A 19,863-nucleotide genomic window follows, 5' to 3' on the forward strand; every position below is an offset into this window, starting at 1 on the left:
TTGCGATGAACACGCGATATCTGCTGCTCATGACCTGTTTGGCGCCGCTGGCGCAGGCCGACGACAACTCGCCGGCCTACAGCCAATGCATGGACAAGGCTTCCAGCACGGTGGCCATGAGCAGTTGCATTCAGGCGGAAACCCAACTGCAGGACCAGCGCCTGAACCGGGTCTACAAGCAACTCGCGACCAAGCTCGACGCCGGGCAGCAGAAGAGCCTGCGCGATGTGCAGCGCCAGTGGATCGCCTATCGAGACGCCAACTGCAAGTTCCATGTGCAAGCCAGTGGCGGAACCATGGCGCAGCTGGAAGGCGGCATGTGCGTGCTGGACATGACCCGCGAGCGGGCGGCGGAGCTGGAGCGGGTGCTCAGCCCCGGGCAGTGAGGTTGCCCGGGCTGGCCCAATCGCGGGCAAGCCCGCTCCCGCAGGGTCAGGTTCACTGCCGGTGTTGACGCTGGGCACGGGCCTTGAGGTATTCGCGCACTTCCACCCCATCCCCGGCAAACTCGATCCGTTCGGCCTTGGCTTCACGCTGGTAGGCGTACATCGGGTCGTAATATTCCTTGAGCAGCCCTTCGATCCAGCCCCGATGCAGGTCCACCGCGCCACTGCGCAGCTGCTCGTCCAGCGCCTCGCTCAAGATGGCTGACAATCGCTGGAAGCGTTCCCCGCCAAGCCGCTTATGGATGTTGCTCATGCTTTGCATCATCCGCCCGGCAAATTTCAGGCGGCCGTCTTCCTCGCCATGCACGGCTACGAACTCGGCGCACAGGTTGATCACGTAATCGCGCAGGATGCGCTCCACGCGATTCTCGAAACTGTCCTCCAGCCACACCATCGGGTATTGCTGCATGCCCTGGTACAGCTCCAGCGGCACCGAACAACTGCCGACGATGCGGCCCTCGTCTTCGAGCACGAACTGTTCGATGCCACGGGCGCGCTTCTTCAGCACGTCGATGGCCAGCTTGTTCTCGAAGTCGATCTGCGCCGGCTGGGCGGTGGCGCGCTTGCCGAAGCTGGAACCGCGGTGGTTTGCATGGCCTTCAAGGTCGAGCACGTTGTTCAGCTGCTGCAGCACATCGGTCTTGCCGGTGCCGGTGAGGCCGCCTACCAGCACGAAATCGCATTGCTCGACGGCCTGCTGGGTGGTTTCCAGCAGGAAGGTGCGCATGGCCTTGTAGCCGCCCTTGATGCGCGGATAGTCGATGCCGGCCTCGTCGCGCAGCCATTGCTGCACGATCAGCGAGCGCAGGCCACCGCGGGCGCAGTACAGGTAACCATCAGGGTGGGCCTTGGCAAAGCTGGCCCAGGCATGCAGGCGCTCGCGCTTGGTCGCGCCGCTGACGAGCTGGTGGCCGAGGGTGATGGCGGCGGCCTGGCCCTGCTGCTTGTAGCAGGTGCCGACCTTCTGCCGCTCCTGGTCCGTCATCAGCGGCAGGTTGACGGTGCCGGGGAAGGCACCTTTGACGAATTCGATCGGCGCGCGCATGTCCATCATCGGCGCGTCGTCGAGAAACAGCTGGCGGAAGTCGGTGCAGTCGGGGCGCATCATTTCACCTCGACCGCGTGGCTCTGTCGCTCGACCAGCAGGCCGATTGGCGACAGGTTCAACCCCAGTTCGCCTGCCACTGCCAGGAACTCGGCTTCGCCTTCAGGGGTAACGGCAACCAGCAGGCCGCCGCTGGTCTGCGGGTCGCACAGCAGGTGCTTCTGCACGTCGGTCAGCGCGCCGAGCTTGTGCCCGTAGCTGTCGTAGTTGCGCAGTGTGCCGCCAGGAATGCAGCCCTCGGCCAGGTAATGGTCGACGCTTGGCAGGCGTGGCACGGCGGCGTAGTCCAGCTCCGCCGTCAGGCCGCTGCCTTCCGCCAGCTCCACCAGGTGGCCGAGCAGGCCGAAGCCGGTGACGTCGGTCATCGCCTTGACCCCATCGAGCTTGCCAAAGCGGCTGCCCGGGGTGTTCAGCGTGCACATCCAGTCGCGCGCCAGGCCCTGGTCCTGCTCGCGCAGCTTGGCCTTCTTCTCGGCGGTGGTGAGGATGCCGATGCCCAGTGGCTTGGTCAGATACAGGCGGCAGCCGGCGATGGCGGTGTCGTTGCGCTTGAGGTGGCGCTTGCTGACCACGCCGGTGACCGCCAGGCCGAAGATCGGCTCCGGCGCGTCGATGGAGTGGCCGCCGGCCAGCGGGATGCCGGCTTCGGCGCACACGGCGCGGCCGCCGCGGATCACTTCGCGGGCGACCTCCGGCGGCAGTACATTGACCGGCCAGCCGAGGATGGCGATGGCCATCAGCGGGTCACCGCCCATGGCGTAGATATCGCTGATCGCGTTGGTCGCGGCGATGCGGCCGAAGTCGTATGGGTCGTCGACGATCGGCATGAAGAAGTCGGTGGTCGAGACCACTCCGCGCTCATCGTCCAGGGCATACACGGCGGCGTCATCACGCGAGGCATTGCCAACCCACAGCTTCGGGTCCAGGGCCTGGGCGCCGCTTTCGGCGAGGATCACATCCAGCACCTTGGGGGAGATCTTGCAGCCACAGCCGGCACCGTGGCTGTACTGGGTCAGGCGAATCGGCTCGCTCATATGCACCTCAGGGGAATTTGTTGCGCGATTGTAGCAAAGCTGGCCTTTGCGCCTGTGCCTCTTATAATTCCCCACGTCGGCGCGTTGCCGGCTCTTTCCCCGCTATTGAACCGGAGAACTCCCCATGCTCAAACGCCCCCTGGCGCTCGCCGCCGGCCTCGTGCTGTCCTGCTGTGCCGTAGTCGCCCAGGCCGCCGATACCCTGCGGGTCAGTGCCATTCCCGACGAAGCGCCAACCGAACTGCTGCGCAAGTTCGAGCCACTGGGCAAGTACCTGTCCAAGCAGCTGGGCATGGATGTGAAGTTCGTACCGGTGGCGGACTACCCGGCGGTGGTCGAGTCGCTGGCCAGCAACCGTCTGGACATGGCCTGGCTGGGTGGGTTCACCTTCGTCCAGGTGCACCTGAAGGACCCGACCGCCACGCCGCTGGTGCAGCGTGAGCAGGACGCCCAGTTCACCTCCAAGTTCATTACCGCCAACCCGGCCGTGAAAAGCCTGGCCGACCTCAAGGGCAAGTCGTTCGCCTTCGGTTCGATCTCGTCCACCTCGGGCAGCCTGATGCCGCGCTACTTCATGCTCAAGGAAGACAACATCAAGCCTGAGAGCTACTTCAGCCGTGTGGCCTATTCCGGTGCCCACGACGCGACCGTGGCCTGGGTGCAGGCTGGCAAGGTCGACGGCGGCGTGCTCAACGCCAGCGTCTGGCAGAAACTGGTCGATGCCGGCAAGGTCGATACCAGCAAGGTCAAGGTGTTTGCCACCACGCCGGCCTACTACGACTACAACTGGACCGTGCGCGGCAACATGGACCCGGCGCTGAAAGAAAAGATCAAGCAGGCGTTCCTCGACCTCGACCCGGCCAACCCGGAGCACAAGGCGATCCTCGACCTGCAGGCGGCCAGCCGCTTCATCGAGACCAAGCCTGAGAACTACGCAGGCACCGAGCAAGCCGCACGTGAGGCCGGCCTGCTCAAGTGACCATTCATGTACACGGCGCCGGCCTGCGCCATGGCCAGGTCCGCGCGCTCGATGCCGTCAGCCTGAGCATCGCCAAGGGTGAGCGGGTGGCAATCATCGGCCCTTCGGGGGCCGGCAAGTCCAGCCTGCTGCACCTGATGGCTACCGCCGTGCAGCCCAGCAGCGGGCAGCTGGAAGTGTTCGGTGAGCAGCCCTGGGCGCTGTCTGCCAGGGCGCGGCAGCGTCTGCGTGCACGGATTGGCCTGGTGCACCAGGCACCGCCACTGCCGCCCCGCCAGCGTGTGGTGACAGCCGTACTGGCGGGGCGCCTGGGGCAGTGGGGCCTGCTGCGTGGCCTGCTCAACCTGGTGTATCCGACCGATGTGCCGGGGGCGCGCCAGGCCTTGGCCGAGCTGGGCCTGGCCGACAAGCTGTTCGTCCAGTGCGGGCAATTGTCCGGCGGGCAGTTGCAACGGGTCGGCATCGCCCGGGCGTTGTATCAGCGCCCGGAAGTGCTGCTGACCGACGAGCCGGTGTCGGCCATGGACCCGGTGCTGGCCGATCACAGCCTGGCGCTGCTCAATCGCCATGCCGTGGCCAATGGCCTGACCCTGGTGGCCAGCCTGCATGCGGTAGACCTGGCGCTGGCACACTTTCCGCGGGTGATCGGTATTCGTGAAGGGCAGGTGGCGTTCGACTGCCCGGTCGAAGCGGTGACCGGGCAATTGCTGGATGCGCTGTACGCCAACGAGCAACTGGGCTCGCCAGCGCAAGCCATGGGGCCGACCCTGACCGTGCAGATTCCACGATGCTGAAGGCCGACGCTCGCGACCCGGCTGCGTTGCCGCGTCTGTTGCTGACCTTGCTGGCGTTGGCCGTGCTGTGGCCTGGGCTGCAATTGAGCGAACTGAACCCTGGCGTTTTGCTGCAGGCGGAGAACCGGCAGCAGATCGCCAGTTTCACCAGCGCTTTCTGGCCGCCGGCCCACAGTGCCGATTTTCTCAAATTGCTGTACGACTCCACTTTGCAAACCTTGTCCGTGGCGACAGCCGGCATGGCCTTGGCATTGCTGCTGGCGGTCCCGACCAGCCTGCTGGCCAGCCGTGCGCTGTCACTGCGCGCGGCCTCAAGGGGAGGCCGGGCAGGGCCGTGGTCGCGCCTGTTGCGCTTGCCTGTGCGCGGTTTGCTGATTTTCCTGCGTAGCGTGCCGGAGATCGTCTGGGCGTTGCTGTTCGTGCGGGCCGTGGGCCTGGGGCCGACGGCCGGGGTGCTGGCCATCGCGATTACCTACAGCGGCATGCTCGGCAAGGTCTATGCGGAAATTTTCGAATCGGTCGACCAGCGCCCGGCACATGCCTTGCTGCAGGCTGGCAGTGGCCGGTTGACGGCGTTTTTCTACGGCATCCTGCCCAGTGCGTCGGCGGAGGTGGTGTCCTATACCGTGTACCGCTGGGAGTGTGCCGTGCGTGCCTCGGTGGTGATGGGCTTTGTTGGTGCTGGCGGGCTGGGGCAGCAGATCGATCTGTCGATGCGCATGTTCGCCGGAGGCGAGGTGGCGAGCATGCTGCTGGCGTTTCTCGGCCTGGTGCTGCTGGCTGACCTGCTCAGCCGCTTCCTGCGCGGGAGGCTGGCATGAACCGGGTGATCAACCTGTTGGTGATCGTTGCCATCGTCGCGGCGGTGGTGGCGTCGTTCGGTTATCTGCAACTGGACCTGCATGCCTTGGTGGGTGATGGCGGGTTGGGGCAGATGGGCGAGTATGCAGCCCGCTTCCTGCATCCGGACTTGTCCGGCGAACATCTACAGGCGGTAGGGCGGGGTGCCATGGAGACCCTGGCCATGTCTGGGCTGGGTACGTTGTTGGCGATGGCCCTTGGCATGCTGTTGGCCTTGCCGGCAGCGGGGCGCTTTGGCTGGCCGCTGCAATCGCTGGCGCGCTTGCTGCTCAATGCCTTGCGAGCCATTCCGGAGTTGGTGTGGGCTGCGTTGACGGTACTGGCGGCGGGTCTGGGGCCCAATGCTGGAACCTTGGCCCTGGCGCTGCACACGTCCGGGGTGTTGGGGCGCCTGTTCGCCGAGGCGCTGGAGAATGCGCCGGCAGAACCTGCCGCAGCGATTCGCCTGCAGGGTGGGGGACAGGTGGCCGCGTTCTGTTTCGGGACCTTGCCGAACCTGTGGCCGCAGTTGCTCGCTTACAGCCTGTACCGCTGGGAGAACAACATTCGCATGGCCAGTGTGCTGGGGTTTGTCGGGGCCGGGGGGCTGGGGCAGATGCTCTATACCACCCTGAGCCTGTTCCAGGAGGCCCAGGCCAGCACGGTGATCCTGGCGATGCTGGTACTGGTGCTGTTGGTTGATGCCTTCAGTGATCTGCTGCGCCAGCGGTATGTGCGGGCCTGACCGATAGCCGGGGCTGCAAAGCAGCCCCTACTGCACCAACTCCCCACACTGCGCTTCCCGCTGCATCGATTCCAGATTCCGCTCGATGGTCTCGCAGATGGTGTCCATCTGAATCTGATGCTCGCTGAAGCGAAACGGGCTCTGCAGATCCGTCCCGATCCGCTCGATCGCCAGCAGCATGAACCCGACCACTGTCGATGCCAGCGGTGTGAACCAGCCCAGCGACTCCACCAGCCCCACTGGCACGATCAGGCAGAACAGGGTGATGAACAGCCTTGGGAAGTACACGTAGGGGTAGGGCAGTGGCGTATTGGCGATCCGCTCCATGCCACCCTGGGCGTTGGACAGGTCCACCAGCGTCGACTCCAGCCGTGCCAGGCGAATGCTGTCCAGCCGCCCGGCCTGGTATTCCCGTGCCAGCAACGCCGCCGAGCCGCTGAGAATATCGTTGGCGAAGTTGTTCGAACGGTTACGCCGCTCGAACTCCCCCGGCGGGATGAACGCCATCAGCTCGTCCGGGCAGGCCTCACCCTTCAGGTGCGCCGCCAGGCAGTTCACATAGGCGATGTGCCGGCGCAGCAAGGTCGACTTGACCGGGTTCGGCCCCTCTTCGCTGTCATCGATCAGCGTCAGCGTCTGCCGGGCGAAGCTGCGCGAACTGTTCACCAATGCCCCCCACAAGGTCCGCGCTTCCCACCAGCGGTTGTAGGCGCTGCTGTTGCGAAAGCTCACCAGCACCACCAGCGCCGAACCCAGCAAGGTCAGTGGGATCAGCGGCAGGGTGAACTTGCTGTTGAAGAACAGCATGAAGTCGATGGTGACCAGCACGTCCCAGAGCAGCAGCCAGAACAGCGACCAGCCGATGTAGCCGAAGGTCTTGACGATCAGGCGGTACTTGCGGGCGATGACGTCTTTCACGCGGGGTGCCTCGAAAAGCCGGGGATGCAGGATGGGACGACGAGGAGGGGTGAAGGTTCGACGGTGGATGTTGCAAGAGATTTTGTCGCTCGAAGTGCGGAGTCAAGTGCTGTCAGATGGCGATTCCGCTGAGATCATTCGTGCGCTTGGTCACATAGCCCGTGCTAAGGGCATGTCTCAAATTGCGGCACAAAGCGGGCTGGGGCGAGAGAGCCTCTACAAAGCGCTCAACCCAGGAGCAAAGCCTCGCTTTGATACCGTGTTGAAGGTCATACGTGCCCTTGGAGTAGACCTTTTCGCCCGGCCCCATGTTGCCTCACGCTGATAATCAAAATATCTGTAACTTCATCTGCACCAAGGCCACCCGCCTGCCATCCTGAGCCTGCCGCTCCTCAATGCCAAACGGTACAAAGCCAAGCTGTGGATAAAGTAGCAAACCCGCAGTGTTGTGGTTGAAGCACGACACCCAGACCTCCCGCGCCGCGAACTGCTCGCGGGCCAGCTCGACCATGCGTTGCACCAGGTAACGCGCCACACCCTGGCCCCGAGCGGCGGGGGCGACCACCACGTTGCCGAGGGCGCAGATACCACCGTGCTCGGCCTTGTAGAAGTTGGCGAAGCCGAGCACCAGGCCATCGCCTTCGACCACGGTCGAACCGCTGCGTTGGGCGATGGCGTCGCTCAGTTGCGCAGGGGTGAGCGGGTAGGTGGCTTTGGGAAACATGTAGAACAGTTCATCCGGGCCTTGTGGGAAGCAGCAGATGGCGGGGATGTCAGCTGGCTGAACGGGGCGGTGGGCAAGATGCATGGCAGGTCCTTTTGCGAGAATGTACCGGCCACATCATCAGGCCGACCGCAACCGTATCATGTTGGTTCGCAACCGTGGATCAGGGCTTGCTAGCAACCGCTACATAACCCTTGACCGCAGCAGGTGCGCTGTGTGGCTTGCCCTTGTGCGCCAGATACTGGAAGCGCCGCCATTCCTTGTCGATTTCGCTGTACGACATGAACACACTGACCCTCGCCTTGTCGGCCAGGTCCGGGCGGTTGCGGGCGTCGATCCCATCCTTGGCGATAAAGGCAACGTTCATCCCGACCACTTTGCCGTCATCGGCGAACACCGGGCCGCCGGACATGCCTTTGGTGATCGGGCCATCATGCACTGCGTAAAAAACGCTTCCCGGCGTGCCTTCGAGGCGTACCAGCGAGTTGAGGGTACGGCCTTTGCCTTGCACCGGCATCATGAAGCTGTTGAAGCCGACCGCAGTCACCGACTCGCCGGGCACGAACTGGCGCCACTGCGGCACCTTGGCGGCCTTGTGCTTGAAGAACACCACATCGCCCAGCCCTTCATGCACCACGTTGCGCAGGAATGGGGTGTGCTTGGCGGTGACGGCATAGTCTTCGTTCCACTGGATGGCGCTGGCCATCAGCAGCATCGGGAGGGGGGCACCGGAAGTGACGACAAAAGCCTGGTCGTAGACAGGGTCTGAAACGTAAGCGGTTGGCATTCCATTGCACCCACTCAGCAGCATCATTGCTGCCAGACAGGGCGCGGTTTTGTTCATGGGTCACGCAGTGTTAATGGGTAAGGGGGCGCGCAACTATGGCGAAGCGCCATCACGGTATCAATGCTTTTGGCATATAACCGACGAATGACAGCTTATGGCCATCAATGTCTTGGCGACCAATAGATTCGTTGGATACTTGCAGGGCACGTGGTTGTGGGGGTGACGTCAAAAAGCGGGGTTTATCAGGTTTAATGAGCTGAGTTGAGCTTAATTGAGCTGCATTGAGCTGCATTGAGCTGCATTGAGCTGAATTGAGCTGCATTGGGCTATATTGAGCTATATTGAGCTGTATTGAGCTACATCCGGAGATGTCATGACGTTGCCAAACCAGATCCTGGCCGCTTTGCAGGGCAATCAAGTACTCAGTTCTCGCGAGCTGGCCGAGCGCCTGGATGCGAGCTGGTCAACTGTCAAACGCCACCTGGAGGTATTGCTGCAGGGAGGCAAGGTTGAGCGCGAAAAAGATGGGCGTACCACGCGATATCGACTGAAGTTTGCTGCTCCTCTTGCCAGCGACAGTGAGCAAGCACCGAGTATCACCGCCGAATTGCCCTGGTCGTCGGAAAGTCGCGTACTTCGTGCATCGTTGCTTCGGCCATTGGCAGTACGCGAAGTAGTCACCTATCAGCGTGATCTGGTGGACAGCTACCAACCGAATCAGACGACGTGGCTGCCCAAGAATCTGGCAGCTGCACTAGAGCGTGAGGGAAGAATGAGAGGGCAGCAGCCGGCGGGCACTTATGCGCGCAAGGTGCTTGAGCCTTTGCTGATAGATCTTTCCTGGTCTTCGTCGCGCCTGGAAGGCAACCGCTATACATTGCTCGACACCGAAAGGCTCTTCGAAAGTGGTGTGACAGGCGGCGATCTGGATGCGGTCATGCTGCTCAACCACAAGGCTGCCATCGAGTTCATGGTTGATGCGGTGCCTGAATACGGGCTCAATCCGGCGGTTATCAGCAACCTGCATGCCCTGCTGATGCAGGATCTGCTGGCAGATGGTGCTGCCTTGGGCAGTGTTCGCCAGACCGTAGTGAACATCAGTGGTACCACCTATTTCCCGACCCAGGTGCCCTCCCTGCTGGGGGAAATGTTCGAACAGATATTGGACAAGGCGAGGCAAATCAAGAATCCGATCGAAGCCGCGTTCTTCCTGTGGATAAACCTGGCCTACCTGCAGCCGTTCGAGGATGGAAACAAACGCACAAGCCGGTTGGCAGCGAACATCCCGTTGATGCTCTACAACTGCTCGCCCTTGTCATTCCTGGATGTGAACCCAGAGGATTATGCGCTGGCAATGATGGGGGTTTACGAGCAGCGGGACATGTCCATGGCGGCGGATCTGTTTGTCTGGGTCTATCGCCGTTCGATCAGCAAGTATGGCGTGATACTCGAAGCCATGGGTGTGCCGGACCCTGTTCGGCTGCGCTATCGAGAGCTGCTGAACGAAGCGATCAATGCCGTGGTGCGCGAGGGCTTGACTGCGGATCAGGTGGTGGCTGGGCTGGATCTGTCAGAAGAAGAGAAAGGGCAGTTTGCACCACTGCTACGCGGCGAACTGGATATTCTGGCCTTGCACAACTGCGCCCGTTACAGGTTGGGCATGAAGCAGGTGAAGGCATGGATTGATGCTGGTCGTCACTACTGAAGCTGAGCTAGACGGGCGCTGCCTCCTGGCCCTGTCAGGGGGAAACGCCGGGCACAAAAAAACCGACCAAAAGGTCGGTTTTTTCCGGATCTTGGTGCCCCGAGGGAGACTCGAACTCCCACTCCTTTCGAAAACGGATTTTGAATCCGCCGCGTCTACCAATTCCGCCATCAGGGCGTGTGGCGCGCAGTATAGAGAGGTGCTCGTGGTCGGTCAATCGGCTTTCATGGTCAATTTTCACACATTGGGCTAAACTTCCCGGCCCTGTCGAACCCGAACATCATCATGCGCGTCGCCGATTTTTCCTTCGAACTCCCCGATTCCCTGATCGCCCGCCACCCTCTGGCCGAGCGCCATGGCAGCCGTCTGCTGGTCCTCGATGGCCCGAGCGGGGCGTTGGCGCACAAGCAATTCCCCGATCTGCTCGACTACCTGCGGCCGGGCGACCTGATGGTGTTCAACAACACCCGGGTGATTCCGGCGCGGTTGTTTGGCCAGAAAGCCTCCGGCGGCAAGCTGGAAGTCTTGGTCGAGCGTGTACTCGACAGCCACCGCGTGCTGGCCCATGTACGTGCCAGCAAGGCGCCGAAGGAAGGCGCAGTGATCCTCATCGATGGCGGTGGCGAGGCCGAGATGGTCGCCCGCCACGACACCCTGTTCGAACTGCGCTTCACCGAAGAGGTGCTGCCGCTGCTCGATCGCGTCGGGCACATGCCGTTGCCGCCCTATATCGACCGCCCCGACGAAGGCGCCGACCGTGAGCGCTACCAGACCGTGTACGCCGAACGCGCCGGTGCGGTGGCCGCGCCGACTGCCGGCCTGCACTTCGACGAGGCGCTGCTGGAGCAGATCGCCGCCAAGGGCGTCGAGCGTGCCTTCGTCACCTTGCACGTGGGTGCTGGTACTTTCCAGCCAGTGCGGGTCGACAAGATCGAAGACCACCACATGCACAAAGAGTGGCTCGAAGTGAGCCAGGACGTGGTCGACGCCATCGAGGCCTGCCGCGCCCGTGGCGGCCGGGTGATCGCAGTCGGTACCACCAGCGTGCGCTCGCTGGAGAGCGCAGCGCGCGATGGCGTGCTCAAGGCCTTCAGCGGTGATACCGACATCTTCATCTACCCGGGCCGGCCGTTCCATGTGGTCGATTGCCTGGTCACCAACTTCCACCTGCCGGAGTCCACGCTGCTGATGCTGGTCTCGGCCTTCGCCGGTTACCCCGAAACCATGGCTGCCTACGCGGCGGCGGTTGACCAGGGTTACCGCTTCTTCAGTTACGGTGATGCCATGTTCATCACCCGCAATCCGGCGCCACGCGGCCCAGAGGATCAAGCATGAGTCGCACCTGTCGAATGTCGTTCGAACTGCTGGCCACCGACGGCAAGGCCCGTCGTGGCCGGCTGACCTTCCCCCGTGGCACGGTCGAGACCCCGGCGTTCATGCCGGTGGGCACCTATGGCACGGTCAAGGGCATGCTGCCGCGTGACATCGAGGCCATCGGCGCCGAAATCATCCTCGGCAACACCTTCCACCTGTGGCTGCGCCCGGGTACCGAGGTGATCAAGAAGCACAACGGCCTGCATGACTTCATGCAATGGAAAGGCCCTATCCTCACCGATTCCGGTGGTTTCCAGGTGTTCAGCCTGGGCGCCATGCGCAAGATCAAGGAGGAAGGCGTGACCTTCGCCTCGCCCGTCGACGGCTCCAAGGTGTTCATGGGCCCGGAAGAGTCCATGCAGGTGCAGCGTGACCTGGGCTCGGACATCGTCATGATCTTCGACGAGTGCACGCCGTACCCGGCCGAGCACGACGTGGCGCGCACCTCCATGGAACTGTCGCTGCGCTGGGCCCAACGCTCGAAGAATGCCCACGCCGACAACACGGCGGCACTGTTCGGTATCGTTCAGGGTGGCATGTACCAGGACCTGCGCATGCGCTCGCTGGAAGCCCTGGAAAACATCGGCTTCGACGGCCTGGCCATTGGTGGCCTGTCGGTTGGCGAGCCGAAGCACGAAATGATCAAGGTGCTCGACTACCTGCCGGGCCAGATGCCGGCTGACAAACCTCGTTACCTTATGGGGGTAGGCAAACCGGAAGATCTGGTTGAGGGTGTGCGCCGCGGCGTCGACATGTTCGACTGCGTGATGCCCACGCGCAACGCGCGCAACGGCCATCTGTTCGTCGATACAGGGGTAATCAAGATCCGCAACGCGTTCCATCGCCATGATGATTCGCCGCTGGATCCGACCTGTGACTGCTACACCTGCACCAACTTCTCCCGCGCTTATCTCCATCATCTGGACAAGTGTGGCGAAATGCTGAGCAGCATGCTGAATACCATCCACAACTTGCGCCATTACCAGCGCTTGATGGCCGGTTTACGCGAGGCTATTCAACAGGGTAAATTGGCCGCCTTTGTCGACGCCTTCTACGCCAAACGCGGGCTGCCTGTGCCGCCTTTGGACTGACTGTTCGCATCCATTATTAGAACATTACATTAGGAGTGCCCAATGAGCTTCTTGATCCCCGCCGCTTACGCGGACGCTGCAGCACCCGCCGCTGGCCCAGCCGGCACCGGTTTCGAATGGATTTTCCTGGTCGGTTTCCTGGTCATCTTCTACTTGATGATCTGGCGCCCGCAGGCCAAGCGCGCCAAAGAGCAGAAGAACCTGCTGAGCAACTTGCAGAAAGGTGATGAAGTTGTCACCAACGGCGGTATCGCCGGCAAGATCGTCAAGGTTTCCGATGACTTCGTGGTCCTGGAAGTTTCCGACACCGTCGAACTGAAGTTCCAGAAGGGTGCCATCGCGGCCACCCTGCCAAAAGGTACGCTCAAGGCTATCTGAGTTACCGGTTTCATTTTTCCAGTCGGGGCGCGCAAAGCGCCCCGCGTCTTGAACGGGCGGCGTGATGCTGAACAAATACCCTCTGTGGAAATACGCACTGATCCTGGTGGTACTGGCGATCGGTTTCATTTATTCCGCTCCCAACCTCTACCCGGATGATCCGGCGGTGCAGATCAGCGGTGCCAGCTCGGCGCTGCGGGTCAACCAGGCCGACCTCGATCGCGTCAGCAAGGCGCTGGTCGATGCCGGTATCACCGTCAAGGGCGCGAGCCTGGGTGAGAAGGGCAGTGGGCTGATTCGCCTGACCAACCAGGAAGATCAACTGCCAGCCAAGGATGTCGTGCGCAAGGCACTGGGCGATGATTATGTCGTGGCCCTGAACCTGGCCCAGACTACCCCGCAATGGCTGCGCAACCTGGGTGCAAGCCCGATGAAGCTGGGCCTGGACCTGTCCGGTGGTGTGCACTTCCTGCTCGAAGTGGACATGGACAAGGCGATGAGCGCCCGCATGAAAGTCTACGAAGGCGAGGTCAAGACCTTGCTGCGCAAAGAGCGCATCCGCTACCGCAGCCTGCCGCAGCAGGATGGCGGCGTAATGCTGGGCTTCGCTGACGATGCTACCCGCGAGCAGGCACGCGCCCTGATCCGCAAGAATTTCAATGACTTCGACCTGACCACCACCGAGCGCAACGAGCTCGCCGTGCTGCGTCTGGCGCTGACCCAGGCGAAAGTCGCCGAGATCCGCGAGTACTCGATCAAGCAGAACCTGACCACCGTCCGCAACCGTGTGAACGAGCTGGGCGTGGCCGAGCCGCTGGTGCAGCGCCAAGGCGCCAACCGCATCGTGGTCGAGCTGCCGGGCGTGCAGGACACCGCCGAAGCCAAGCGTATCCTCGGTAAAACCGCCAACCTGGAGTTCCGCTTCGGTGCCGAGCCGGGCGCTTCCAAGGCCACTACCGAGGTCTTCGAGTTCCGTGAAGGCAACCGTTCCGCTGCTGTCGAGCGCGGCCTGATCATCACGGGTGACCAGGTGACCGATGCCCAGGCCAGCTTCGACGAGCATGGCCGGCCGCAGGTCAACATTCGCCTGGATGGCCACGGTGGCGAGCTGATGAGCCGCGCCACCCGCAGCAACGTTGGCCGTAGCATGGCGGTGATCTTCATCGAGCAGAAGCCGGTCACTCGCTACGTCAAGCAGACTGTCGATGGCGTCGAGAAGGACGTTGCCGTACAGAGCTTCCAGGAAGAGAAAAAGATCATCAGCCTGGCGACCATCCAGTCGCCACTGGGTAGCCAGTTCCGTATCACCGGCCTGAACGGCCAGGGTGAGTCGTCGGAACTGGCCCTGCTGCTGCGTGCCGGTGGTCTGGCTGCGCCGATGTACTTCGCCGAAGAACGTACCATTGGTCCAAGCCTGGGTGCCGACAACATCACCAAGGGTATCGATGCGTCGCTGTGGGGCATGCTGTTCGTCTCGCTGTTCATCATCGCCATCTACCGCGGCTTCGGCGTGATCGCCACCGTTGCCCTGGCGGGCAACATGGTCCTGCTGCTGGCGCTGATGTCGCTGCTGGGCGCGACCCTGACCCTGCCAGGCATCGCCGGTATCGTGTTGACCATGGGTATGGCGGTGGACGCCAACGTACTGATCTTCTCGCGTATCCGTGAGGAGCTGAATGCCGGTATGTCGGTGCAGCGCGCCATTCACGAAGGTTTCAACCGCGCCTATACCGCGATCATCGACGCCAACCTGACCAGCCTGCTGGTCGGCGGCATCCTGTTCGCCATGGGTACCGGCCCGGTCAAGGGCTTCGCGGTCACCATGTCCCTCGGGATTTTCACCTCGATGTTCACCGCCGTCATGGTGACCCGCGCAATGGTCAACCTGACCTGCGGCGGGCGTGACATCAAGAAGCTGTGGGTTTGAGGGAGCTGCGATGAAAACCATCAACTTCATGGGCGTGCGCAATGTCGCGTTCGCCGTCACCGTGCTCCTCACCGTGCTGGCGCTGTTCAGCTGGTGGCAGAAGGGCCTGAACTTCGGCCTGGACTTCACCGGCGGTACGCTGATCGAGCTGACCTACGAGCGCCCGGCCGACCTCAAGGCGGTACGTGCAGAGCTGGTCGACTCCGGCTTCCACGAGGCCGTGGTGCAGAGCTTTGGCGCCACCACCGACCTGCTGGTGCGCATGCCGGGTGATGACCCGCAGCTGGGCAACAAGGTTGCTGCCGCACTGCAGAAGGTCGGTGGCGACAACCCGGCCACTATCAAGCGCGTCGAGTTCGTCGGCCCGCAGGTGGGTGAAGAGCTGCGCGACCAGGGCGGCCTCGGCATGCTCCTGGCACTGGGTGGCATCCTCATCTACCTGGCCTTCCGCTTCCAGTGGAAGTTCGCTGTGGGCGCGATCGTCTCGCTGATCCACGACGTGGTGGTGACCCTGGGTATCCTGTCGTTCTTCCAGATCACCTTCGACCTCACGGTGCTGGCGGCGGTACTGGCGATCATCGGCTACTCGCTGAACGACACCATCGTCGTCTTCGACCGGGTACGTGAGAACTTCCGTGTGATGCGCAAGGCCTCGCTGATCGAGAACATCAACGTCTCGACCACCCAGACCCTGCTGCGCACCATCGCTACCTCGGTGTCGACCTTGCTGGCGATCGCTGCGCTGCTGTTCTTCGGCGGCGACAACCTGTTCGGCTTCTCGCTGGCACTGTTCATCGGTGTCATGGCCGGTACCTATTCGTCGATCTACATCGCCAACGTGGTACTGATCTGGCTGAACCTGAACAGCGAAGACCTGATTCCACCTGCGAAAAACGAAGGCGTGGATGACCGTCCTTAAGGATTAGTCCTACACCGTTCGGCGACCAAAGAGGCGCGAGTGTTGAACTCGCGCCTTTTTTTTCGCTCCAAGGCTGGGAGAAAGCAGGTTAGTCCTGCAGGTACAACAGGAGGTTCATGTGAACAAATCAATGCTCGTAGGCGCTGTGCTGGGTGCTGTCGGTGTTACTGCCGGAGGTGCTGTTGCCACCTACAGCTTGGTGAACAAGGGGCCTGAGTACGCTCAGGTCACCGACGTGCAACCGATCAAGCAACAGGTCAAGACCCCGCGCGAGGTCTGCAAGGATGTCGCCGTTACGCGTCAGGCGCCGGTCAAGGACCAGCACCAGATCGCCGGTACCGTGGTAGGTGCCATTGCCGGCGGCCTGCTGGGTAACCAGATTGGCGGCGGCACCGGCAAGAAGATCGCCACCGTGGCCGGTGCGGTCGGTGGTGGTTATGCCGGTAACAAGGTGCAGGAAGGCATGCAGCAGCGTGACACCTACACCACCACGCAAACCCGCTGCAACACGGTCAACGACATCAGCGAGAAGGTGGTAGGTTACAACGTGACCTATTCCATTGGTGATCAGGTGGGCAAGGTGAAGATGGACCGCGAGCCGGGTTCGACCATTCCGCTGGACAAGAATGGCAAGCTGATCCTCAGCGAAGCCGGGCAGTAAGTCAGGTGCAGGCTGCTGCTGTCTGTGGGAGCGGCCTTGCGTCGCGAAAGGGGTGCGCAGCGCCCCCAGGATCTGTGACCTCGCAGAGATTGCCGGGGCTGCTTTGCAGCCCTTTCGCGACACAAGGCCGCTCCCACAGAGATCGCATAGGGCCTTAGGGTTCAGCGCTGAATGTCAGGCACAAAAAAGCACCCCGAGGGGTGCTTTTTTTATGCCTGCAATCCGCGCTTAGCGCTTCATGCTCTCTGGCAGGTGTGGCTGGATAGCGGTCAGTACGGCCTTGAAGCACTTGATGTTGCCTGCAACGATGTGGCCCTTGTCGAGGAAGTCATGGCCACCGTTGAAGTCGCTCACCAGGCCACCGGCTTCCTGGATCAGCAGCACGCCTGCCGCCATGTCCCACTCGGACAGGCCCGACTCCCAGAAGGCGTCGAAACGGCCGGCGGCCACGTAGGCGAGGTCCAGGCTGGCGGAGCCGGCGCGGCGGATGCCGGCGGTCTGGCCAGTCAGGGCGCGGAACATGCCCAGGTAGTTGTCCATGTCAGCCATCTGGTTGTCACGGAACGGGAAGCCGGTGCCCAGCAGGGCGCCGTCCAGGCTGGTGCGCGAGCTGACGCGCAGGCGACGGCCATTGAGCTGGGCGCCACGGCCGCGGCTGGCGGTGAATTCTTCCTGGCGAACCGGGTCGACGATCACGGCATGCTCGAGGCGGCCACGGTATTTGCAGGCGATGCTGACAGCGAAGTGCGGGATGCCACGCAGGAAGTTGGTGGTGCCGTCCAGCGGATCGATGATCCACAGATAGTCCTTGCCTTCTTCGCCGGTGCCGGCGTGCAGGCCGGTTTCTTCACCTTGAATGGAGTGGTTCGGGTAGGCCTTGCGCAGGGCGTTGACGATGCTCTGCTCGGCGGCACGATCCACTTCGGAGACGTAGTCCTTGGCCTCTTTCTCGTCGACCTTGATGCTATCCAGGCGTTCGATGGAGCGGAAAATCAGTTCACTGGCGCTGCGAGCGGCGCGCAGGGCGATATTCAGCATAGGCTGCATGGGCGGGTCACCTGGAGATGTTAAAGAAGAAAGCCGAACATTCTAGCAGAAAAGTTTGGCGGCAGAAGTGTCACATTTGCTTTCGTGGCGTTACGCTGGTCGGTTCTGTAAGATCGTTTTCCCCCAAACCTGCATCTGAGAGCACAACACCTTGCTGCAAAATATTCGTGTTGTTCTGGTCAATACCAGCCACCCCGGCAACATCGGCGGCGCTGCGCGTGCCATGAAAAACATGGGCTTGTCGCGTCTGGTGCTGGTGCAGCCAAAAGAGTTCCCGTCCGGCGACGCCTCCGCGCGGGCTTCGGGCGCCGACGATATCCTGGCCAATGCCCAGGTGGTCGACAGCCTTGAGGACGCGCTGGTCGGGTGCAATCTGGTCATGGGCACCAGTGCTCGTGAGCGCAGCATCCCCTGGCCATTGATCGACCCGCGCGAATGCGGGGCCAAGGCCGTGGAGCACGCCAACGGTGGTGAAGAGATCGCCCTGGTGTTCGGGCGTGAGCACGCCGGCCTGACCAACGAAGAACTGCAGCGATGTCACTTCCACGTGCACATTCCCTCGAACCCCGACTTCAGCTCGCTGAACCTTGCCGCCGCAGTCCAGGTGCTCTCCTATGAGGTGCGCATGGCCTGGCTGGCAGCGGCAGGCGCGCCTACCAAGGTCGAGAAGTTCGACGCCAACTCGCTGCGCAGCAACGAGCTGGCGACCATGGACGAAATGGAGCTGTTCTACGAACACCTGGAGAAAACCCTGGTGGACATCGGCTTCCTTGACCCCGAGAAGCCCAAGCACCTGATGCCGCGCCTGCGCCGGCTGTACGGGCGCAGCTCGGTAAATCGTTCGGAAATGAGCATTTTGCGCGGCATCCTCACCGAGACCCAGAAGGTCGCCCGGGGTGAGCCGCATAAACGGAAGGACTGACAGATGTTCGAACGTCTGCGTGAAGATATCCAGAGCGTATTCCATCGTGACCCGGCGGCGCGCAACGCCTTCGAGGTGCTGACCTGCTATCCGGGCATGCACGCCATCTGGCTGCATCGCCTGGGCAATGCCTTGTGGAAGCGTGACTTCAAGTGGCTGGCGCGCCTGGTGTCGAACTTCGGTCGCTGGATGACCGGTATCGAGATCCATCCCGGCGCGACCATCGGTCGGCGCTTCTTCATCGACCACGGCATGGGTATCGTCATCGGTGAAACCGCCGAGATCGGCGACGATGTCACTCTTTATCAGGGGGTGACCCTGGGCGGCACCAGCTGGAACAAAGGCAAGCGCCACCCGACCCTGGAAAACGGTGTGGTGGTAGGGGCGGGTGCCAAGGTGCTTGGCCCGTTCACTGTCGGCGCCGGGGCCAAGATCGGCTCCAATGCCGTGGTGACCAAGGCGGTTCCGGCCGGCGCTACTGCGGTTGGCATCCCGGGGCGGATCATCGTCAGGAACAGCGAGGACACCGAACTCGAGGCCAGGCGCAAGGCCATGGCCGAGAAGATCGGCTTCGATGCCTACGGCGTCAGCGGTGACATGCCGGACCCGGTAGCCCGTGCCATCGGCCAGATGCTTGATCATCTGCAGGCGGTCGACGAGCGTCTGGAGGGTATGTGTGGAGCGCTGACCAAGATGGGCAGTGACTATTGTGCCAAGGAGCTGCCGAAGTTGCCGGAAGATGACTTCGCGGTCGAAACCCAGGCGGCCCAGCGCGACACTCAGTCGCATTGATTGCGTCGCAGTGAAGTCACTCTGACATATGGGGCGTGTGCTCGCGCCCCATTGCTGCTACACTCGCGCCCGCCTCCCTGATGCAAACCCGACTAAAGCAGTAGGTCTAATAGTTGACTTAAATGCTCGGGAATCGCATACTCGCACACATCCCGTAACTCCCGTGGTACCCATTAGCCATGCGACTGACTACCAAAGGCCGATACGCCGTCACTGCCATGCTCGACCTGGCATTGCACGCGCAGCATGGGCCGGTGTCTTTGGCCGACATTTCCGAGCGCCAGGGCATTTCCCTCTCTTATCTGGAACAGCTGTTCGCCAAGCTGCGCCGCAGCAGCCTGGTTTCCAGTGTGCGCGGTCCGGGCGGTGGCTACCAGCTGTCGCGCGGCATGGAAACCATCCAGGTGGCCCAGGTCATCGACGCGGTCAACGAGTCGGTCGATGCCACCCGTTGCCAGGGCCTCGGGGATTGCCATGCCGGTGACACCTGCCTGACCCACCACCTGTGGTGCGACCTCAGCCAGCAGATTCACGAATTCCTCAGTGGCATCAGCCTGGCTGACCTTGTCATGCGCCGTGAGGTGCAGGAAGTCGCCCAGCGCCAGGACCTGCGGCGTGTCGCAGGCCGTACCGCCCTGCTGGACAAGATTGAGACGTCCGCCGTCGACTGACCGC

At 62.4% G+C, this 19,863-nt stretch carries 21 protein-coding genes, 1 tRNA gene and 1 pseudogene; 16 read left to right on the forward strand and 7 right to left on the reverse strand.

What is annotated here, in order from left to right; translation table 11 throughout:
• Positions 1–5: 5 nt before the first annotated feature.
• On the forward strand, positions 6–386 hold the full coding sequence (locus CQW31_RS08305) for a lysozyme inhibitor LprI family protein (protein ID WP_054887543.1): 381 nt from the start codon (positions 6–8) through the stop codon (positions 384–386).
• A 52-nt stretch (positions 387–438) separates the two neighbouring features.
• Here the strand turns inward: CQW31_RS08305 and mnmH are convergent, their stop codons facing one another.
• Together mnmH and selD are read right to left on the reverse strand one after the other, a co-directional pair.
• On the reverse strand, positions 439–1,551 hold the full coding sequence (gene mnmH, locus CQW31_RS08310; RefSeq protein ID WP_099814278.1) for a tRNA 2-selenouridine(34) synthase MnmH: 1,113 nt from the start codon (positions 1,549–1,551) through the stop codon (positions 439–441).
• Entirely contained in the window at positions 1,551–2,585 is a 1,035-nt protein-coding gene (selD, locus tag CQW31_RS08315; protein ID WP_099814279.1) for a selenide, water dikinase SelD, read from the reverse strand. The genes mnmH and selD overlap by 1 nt, the downstream gene beginning before the upstream one ends.
• A gap of 124 nt (positions 2,586–2,709) precedes the next feature.
• On the opposite strand from selD, the gene CQW31_RS08320 reads away from it, so the two are divergent.
• From CQW31_RS08320 to phnE, 4 genes are read left to right on the forward strand one after another with little or no spacing between them, the layout of a single operon-like run.
• Complete coding sequence (locus CQW31_RS08320; protein ID WP_054887546.1) at positions 2,710–3,564, forward strand: putative selenate ABC transporter substrate-binding protein; 855 nt, start codon at positions 2,710–2,712, stop codon at positions 3,562–3,564.
• Complete coding sequence (locus CQW31_RS08325; RefSeq protein WP_099814280.1) at positions 3,561–4,358, forward strand: phosphonate ABC transporter ATP-binding protein; 798 nt, start codon at positions 3,561–3,563, stop codon at positions 4,356–4,358. Before CQW31_RS08320 ends, CQW31_RS08325 begins: the two co-directional genes overlap by 4 nt.
• Positions 4,352–5,179 carry an ABC transporter permease gene (locus CQW31_RS08330; RefSeq protein ID WP_099814281.1) on the forward strand — a complete coding sequence of 276 codons (828 nt, stop codon included), beginning with the start codon at positions 4,352–4,354 and terminating at the stop codon, positions 5,177–5,179. Before CQW31_RS08325 ends, CQW31_RS08330 begins: the two co-directional genes overlap by 7 nt.
• Positions 5,176–5,943, forward strand: coding sequence for a phosphonate ABC transporter, permease protein PhnE (phnE, locus tag CQW31_RS08335; protein ID WP_099814282.1), 768 nt, complete (start codon positions 5,176–5,178; stop codon positions 5,941–5,943). The genes CQW31_RS08330 and phnE overlap by 4 nt, the downstream gene beginning before the upstream one ends.
• Before the next feature lie 27 nt (positions 5,944–5,970).
• Here the strand turns inward: phnE and CQW31_RS08340 are convergent, their stop codons facing one another.
• Positions 5,971–6,861, reverse strand: a complete 891-nt coding sequence (locus CQW31_RS08340) for a bestrophin family protein (protein ID WP_099814283.1) — start codon at positions 6,859–6,861, stop codon at positions 5,971–5,973.
• 91 nt (positions 6,862–6,952) lie between these two features.
• Here CQW31_RS08340 and CQW31_RS08345 point away from each other — a divergent pair.
• Positions 6,953–7,186: pseudogene (locus tag CQW31_RS08345) on the forward strand (addiction module antidote protein); the annotation flags it as partial.
• 3 nt (positions 7,187–7,189) lie between these two features.
• Here CQW31_RS08345 and CQW31_RS08350 read toward each other — a convergent pair.
• Entirely contained in the window at positions 7,190–7,669 is a 480-nt protein-coding gene (locus tag CQW31_RS08350; RefSeq protein ID WP_099814284.1) for a GNAT family N-acetyltransferase, read from the reverse strand.
• Positions 7,670–7,748: 79 nt separating this feature from the next.
• Positions 7,749–8,396, reverse strand: coding sequence for a trypsin-like peptidase domain-containing protein (locus tag CQW31_RS08355; RefSeq protein WP_054887593.1), 648 nt, complete (start codon positions 8,394–8,396; stop codon positions 7,749–7,751).
• 349 nt (positions 8,397–8,745) lie between these two features.
• On the opposite strand from CQW31_RS08355, the gene CQW31_RS08360 reads away from it, so the two are divergent.
• Positions 8,746–10,077, forward strand: a complete 1,332-nt coding sequence (locus CQW31_RS08360; protein WP_054887553.1) for a Fic family protein — start codon at positions 8,746–8,748, stop codon at positions 10,075–10,077.
• Between the two features lie 92 nt (positions 10,078–10,169).
• Here the strand turns inward: CQW31_RS08360 and CQW31_RS08365 are convergent.
• Positions 10,170–10,254 (reverse strand) — tRNA-Leu (locus tag CQW31_RS08365).
• A gap of 108 nt (positions 10,255–10,362) precedes the next feature.
• On the opposite strand from CQW31_RS08365, the gene queA reads away from it, so the two are divergent.
• From queA to CQW31_RS08395, 6 genes are all read left to right on the forward strand, one after another.
• The gene (queA, locus tag CQW31_RS08370) at positions 10,363–11,412 is read left to right on the forward strand and encodes a tRNA preQ1(34) S-adenosylmethionine ribosyltransferase-isomerase QueA (protein ID WP_099814285.1); all 1,050 of its coding nucleotides are present in this window, start codon (positions 10,363–10,365) and stop codon (positions 11,410–11,412) included.
• Positions 11,413–11,426: 14 nt separating this feature from the next.
• On the forward strand, positions 11,427–12,542 hold the full coding sequence (tgt, locus tag CQW31_RS08375) for a tRNA guanosine(34) transglycosylase Tgt (RefSeq protein WP_176510082.1): 1,116 nt from the start codon (positions 11,427–11,429) through the stop codon (positions 12,540–12,542).
• A 42-nt stretch (positions 12,543–12,584) separates the two neighbouring features.
• On the forward strand, positions 12,585–12,920 hold the full coding sequence (yajC, locus tag CQW31_RS08380; RefSeq protein WP_008092587.1) for a preprotein translocase subunit YajC: 336 nt from the start codon (positions 12,585–12,587) through the stop codon (positions 12,918–12,920).
• A gap of 64 nt (positions 12,921–12,984) precedes the next feature.
• On the forward strand, positions 12,985–14,847 hold the full coding sequence (gene secD / locus CQW31_RS08385; protein ID WP_099814287.1) for a protein translocase subunit SecD: 1,863 nt from the start codon (positions 12,985–12,987) through the stop codon (positions 14,845–14,847).
• A 10-nt stretch (positions 14,848–14,857) separates the two neighbouring features.
• Entirely contained in the window at positions 14,858–15,766 is a 909-nt protein-coding gene (secF, locus tag CQW31_RS08390; protein ID WP_054887557.1) for a protein translocase subunit SecF, read from the forward strand.
• A gap of 118 nt (positions 15,767–15,884) precedes the next feature.
• A complete protein-coding gene (locus tag CQW31_RS08395; RefSeq protein WP_054887558.1) occupies positions 15,885–16,427 on the forward strand; it encodes a glycine zipper 2TM domain-containing protein in 543 nt (180 codons plus the stop codon).
• A 228-nt stretch (positions 16,428–16,655) separates the two neighbouring features.
• On the opposite strand, the gene suhB is transcribed toward CQW31_RS08395, so the two are convergent.
• Positions 16,656–17,474, reverse strand: coding sequence for an inositol-phosphate phosphatase (gene suhB / locus CQW31_RS08400; protein WP_054887559.1), 819 nt, complete (start codon positions 17,472–17,474; stop codon positions 16,656–16,658).
• 151 nt (positions 17,475–17,625) lie between these two features.
• Between suhB and trmJ the strand changes: the two genes are divergently transcribed.
• The 3 genes from trmJ (at position 17,626) to iscR (ending at position 19,859) form a co-directional block, all read left to right on the forward strand.
• On the forward strand, positions 17,626–18,396 hold the full coding sequence (gene trmJ, locus CQW31_RS08405) for a tRNA (cytosine(32)/uridine(32)-2'-O)-methyltransferase TrmJ (protein WP_054887560.1): 771 nt from the start codon (positions 17,626–17,628) through the stop codon (positions 18,394–18,396).
• A gap of 3 nt (positions 18,397–18,399) precedes the next feature.
• On the forward strand, positions 18,400–19,188 hold the full coding sequence (gene cysE / locus CQW31_RS08410; RefSeq protein ID WP_054887561.1) for a serine O-acetyltransferase: 789 nt from the start codon (positions 18,400–18,402) through the stop codon (positions 19,186–19,188).
• A 179-nt stretch (positions 19,189–19,367) separates the two neighbouring features.
• The gene (gene iscR, locus CQW31_RS08415) at positions 19,368–19,859 is read left to right on the forward strand and encodes a Fe-S cluster assembly transcriptional regulator IscR (protein ID WP_054887562.1); all 492 of its coding nucleotides are present in this window, start codon (positions 19,368–19,370) and stop codon (positions 19,857–19,859) included.
• Positions 19,860–19,863 lie beyond the last annotated feature (4 nt).

It is taken from the genome of Pseudomonas sp. 382, assembly GCF_002759075.1.
Classification (GTDB): domain Bacteria; phylum Pseudomonadota; class Gammaproteobacteria; order Pseudomonadales; family Pseudomonadaceae; genus Aquipseudomonas; species Aquipseudomonas vlassakiae.

Coding starts and splice junctions, on each gene's coding strand:
- CQW31_RS08305 (WP_054887543.1), top strand. CDS start 6: ATGAACACGCGATATCTGCTGCTCATGACCTGTTTGGCGCCGCTGGCG.
- mnmH (WP_099814278.1), bottom strand. CDS start 1,551: ATGCGCCCCGACTGCACCGACTTCCGCCAGCTGTTTCTCGACGACGCG.
- selD (WP_099814279.1), bottom strand. CDS start 2,585: ATGAGCGAGCCGATTCGCCTGACCCAGTACAGCCACGGTGCCGGCTGT.
- CQW31_RS08320 (WP_054887546.1), top strand. CDS start 2,710: ATGCTCAAACGCCCCCTGGCGCTCGCCGCCGGCCTCGTGCTGTCCTGC.
- CQW31_RS08330 (WP_099814281.1), top strand. CDS start 4,352: ATGCTGAAGGCCGACGCTCGCGACCCGGCTGCGTTGCCGCGTCTGTTG.
- phnE (WP_099814282.1), top strand. CDS start 5,176: ATGAACCGGGTGATCAACCTGTTGGTGATCGTTGCCATCGTCGCGGCG.
- CQW31_RS08350 (WP_099814284.1), bottom strand. CDS start 7,669: ATGCATCTTGCCCACCGCCCCGTTCAGCCAGCTGACATCCCCGCCATC.
- CQW31_RS08355 (WP_054887593.1), bottom strand. CDS start 8,396: ATGCTGCTGAGTGGGTGCAATGGAATGCCAACCGCTTACGTTTCAGAC.
- CQW31_RS08360 (WP_054887553.1), top strand. CDS start 8,746: ATGACGTTGCCAAACCAGATCCTGGCCGCTTTGCAGGGCAATCAAGTA.
- queA (WP_099814285.1), top strand. CDS start 10,363: ATGCGCGTCGCCGATTTTTCCTTCGAACTCCCCGATTCCCTGATCGCC.
- tgt (WP_176510082.1), top strand. CDS start 11,427: ATGTCGTTCGAACTGCTGGCCACCGACGGCAAGGCCCGTCGTGGCCGG.
- yajC (WP_008092587.1), top strand. CDS start 12,585: ATGAGCTTCTTGATCCCCGCCGCTTACGCGGACGCTGCAGCACCCGCC.
- secD (WP_099814287.1), top strand. CDS start 12,985: ATGCTGAACAAATACCCTCTGTGGAAATACGCACTGATCCTGGTGGTA.
- secF (WP_054887557.1), top strand. CDS start 14,858: ATGAAAACCATCAACTTCATGGGCGTGCGCAATGTCGCGTTCGCCGTC.
- suhB (WP_054887559.1), bottom strand. CDS start 17,474: ATGCAGCCTATGCTGAATATCGCCCTGCGCGCCGCTCGCAGCGCCAGT.
- cysE (WP_054887561.1), top strand. CDS start 18,400: ATGTTCGAACGTCTGCGTGAAGATATCCAGAGCGTATTCCATCGTGAC.
- iscR (WP_054887562.1), top strand. CDS start 19,368: ATGCGACTGACTACCAAAGGCCGATACGCCGTCACTGCCATGCTCGAC.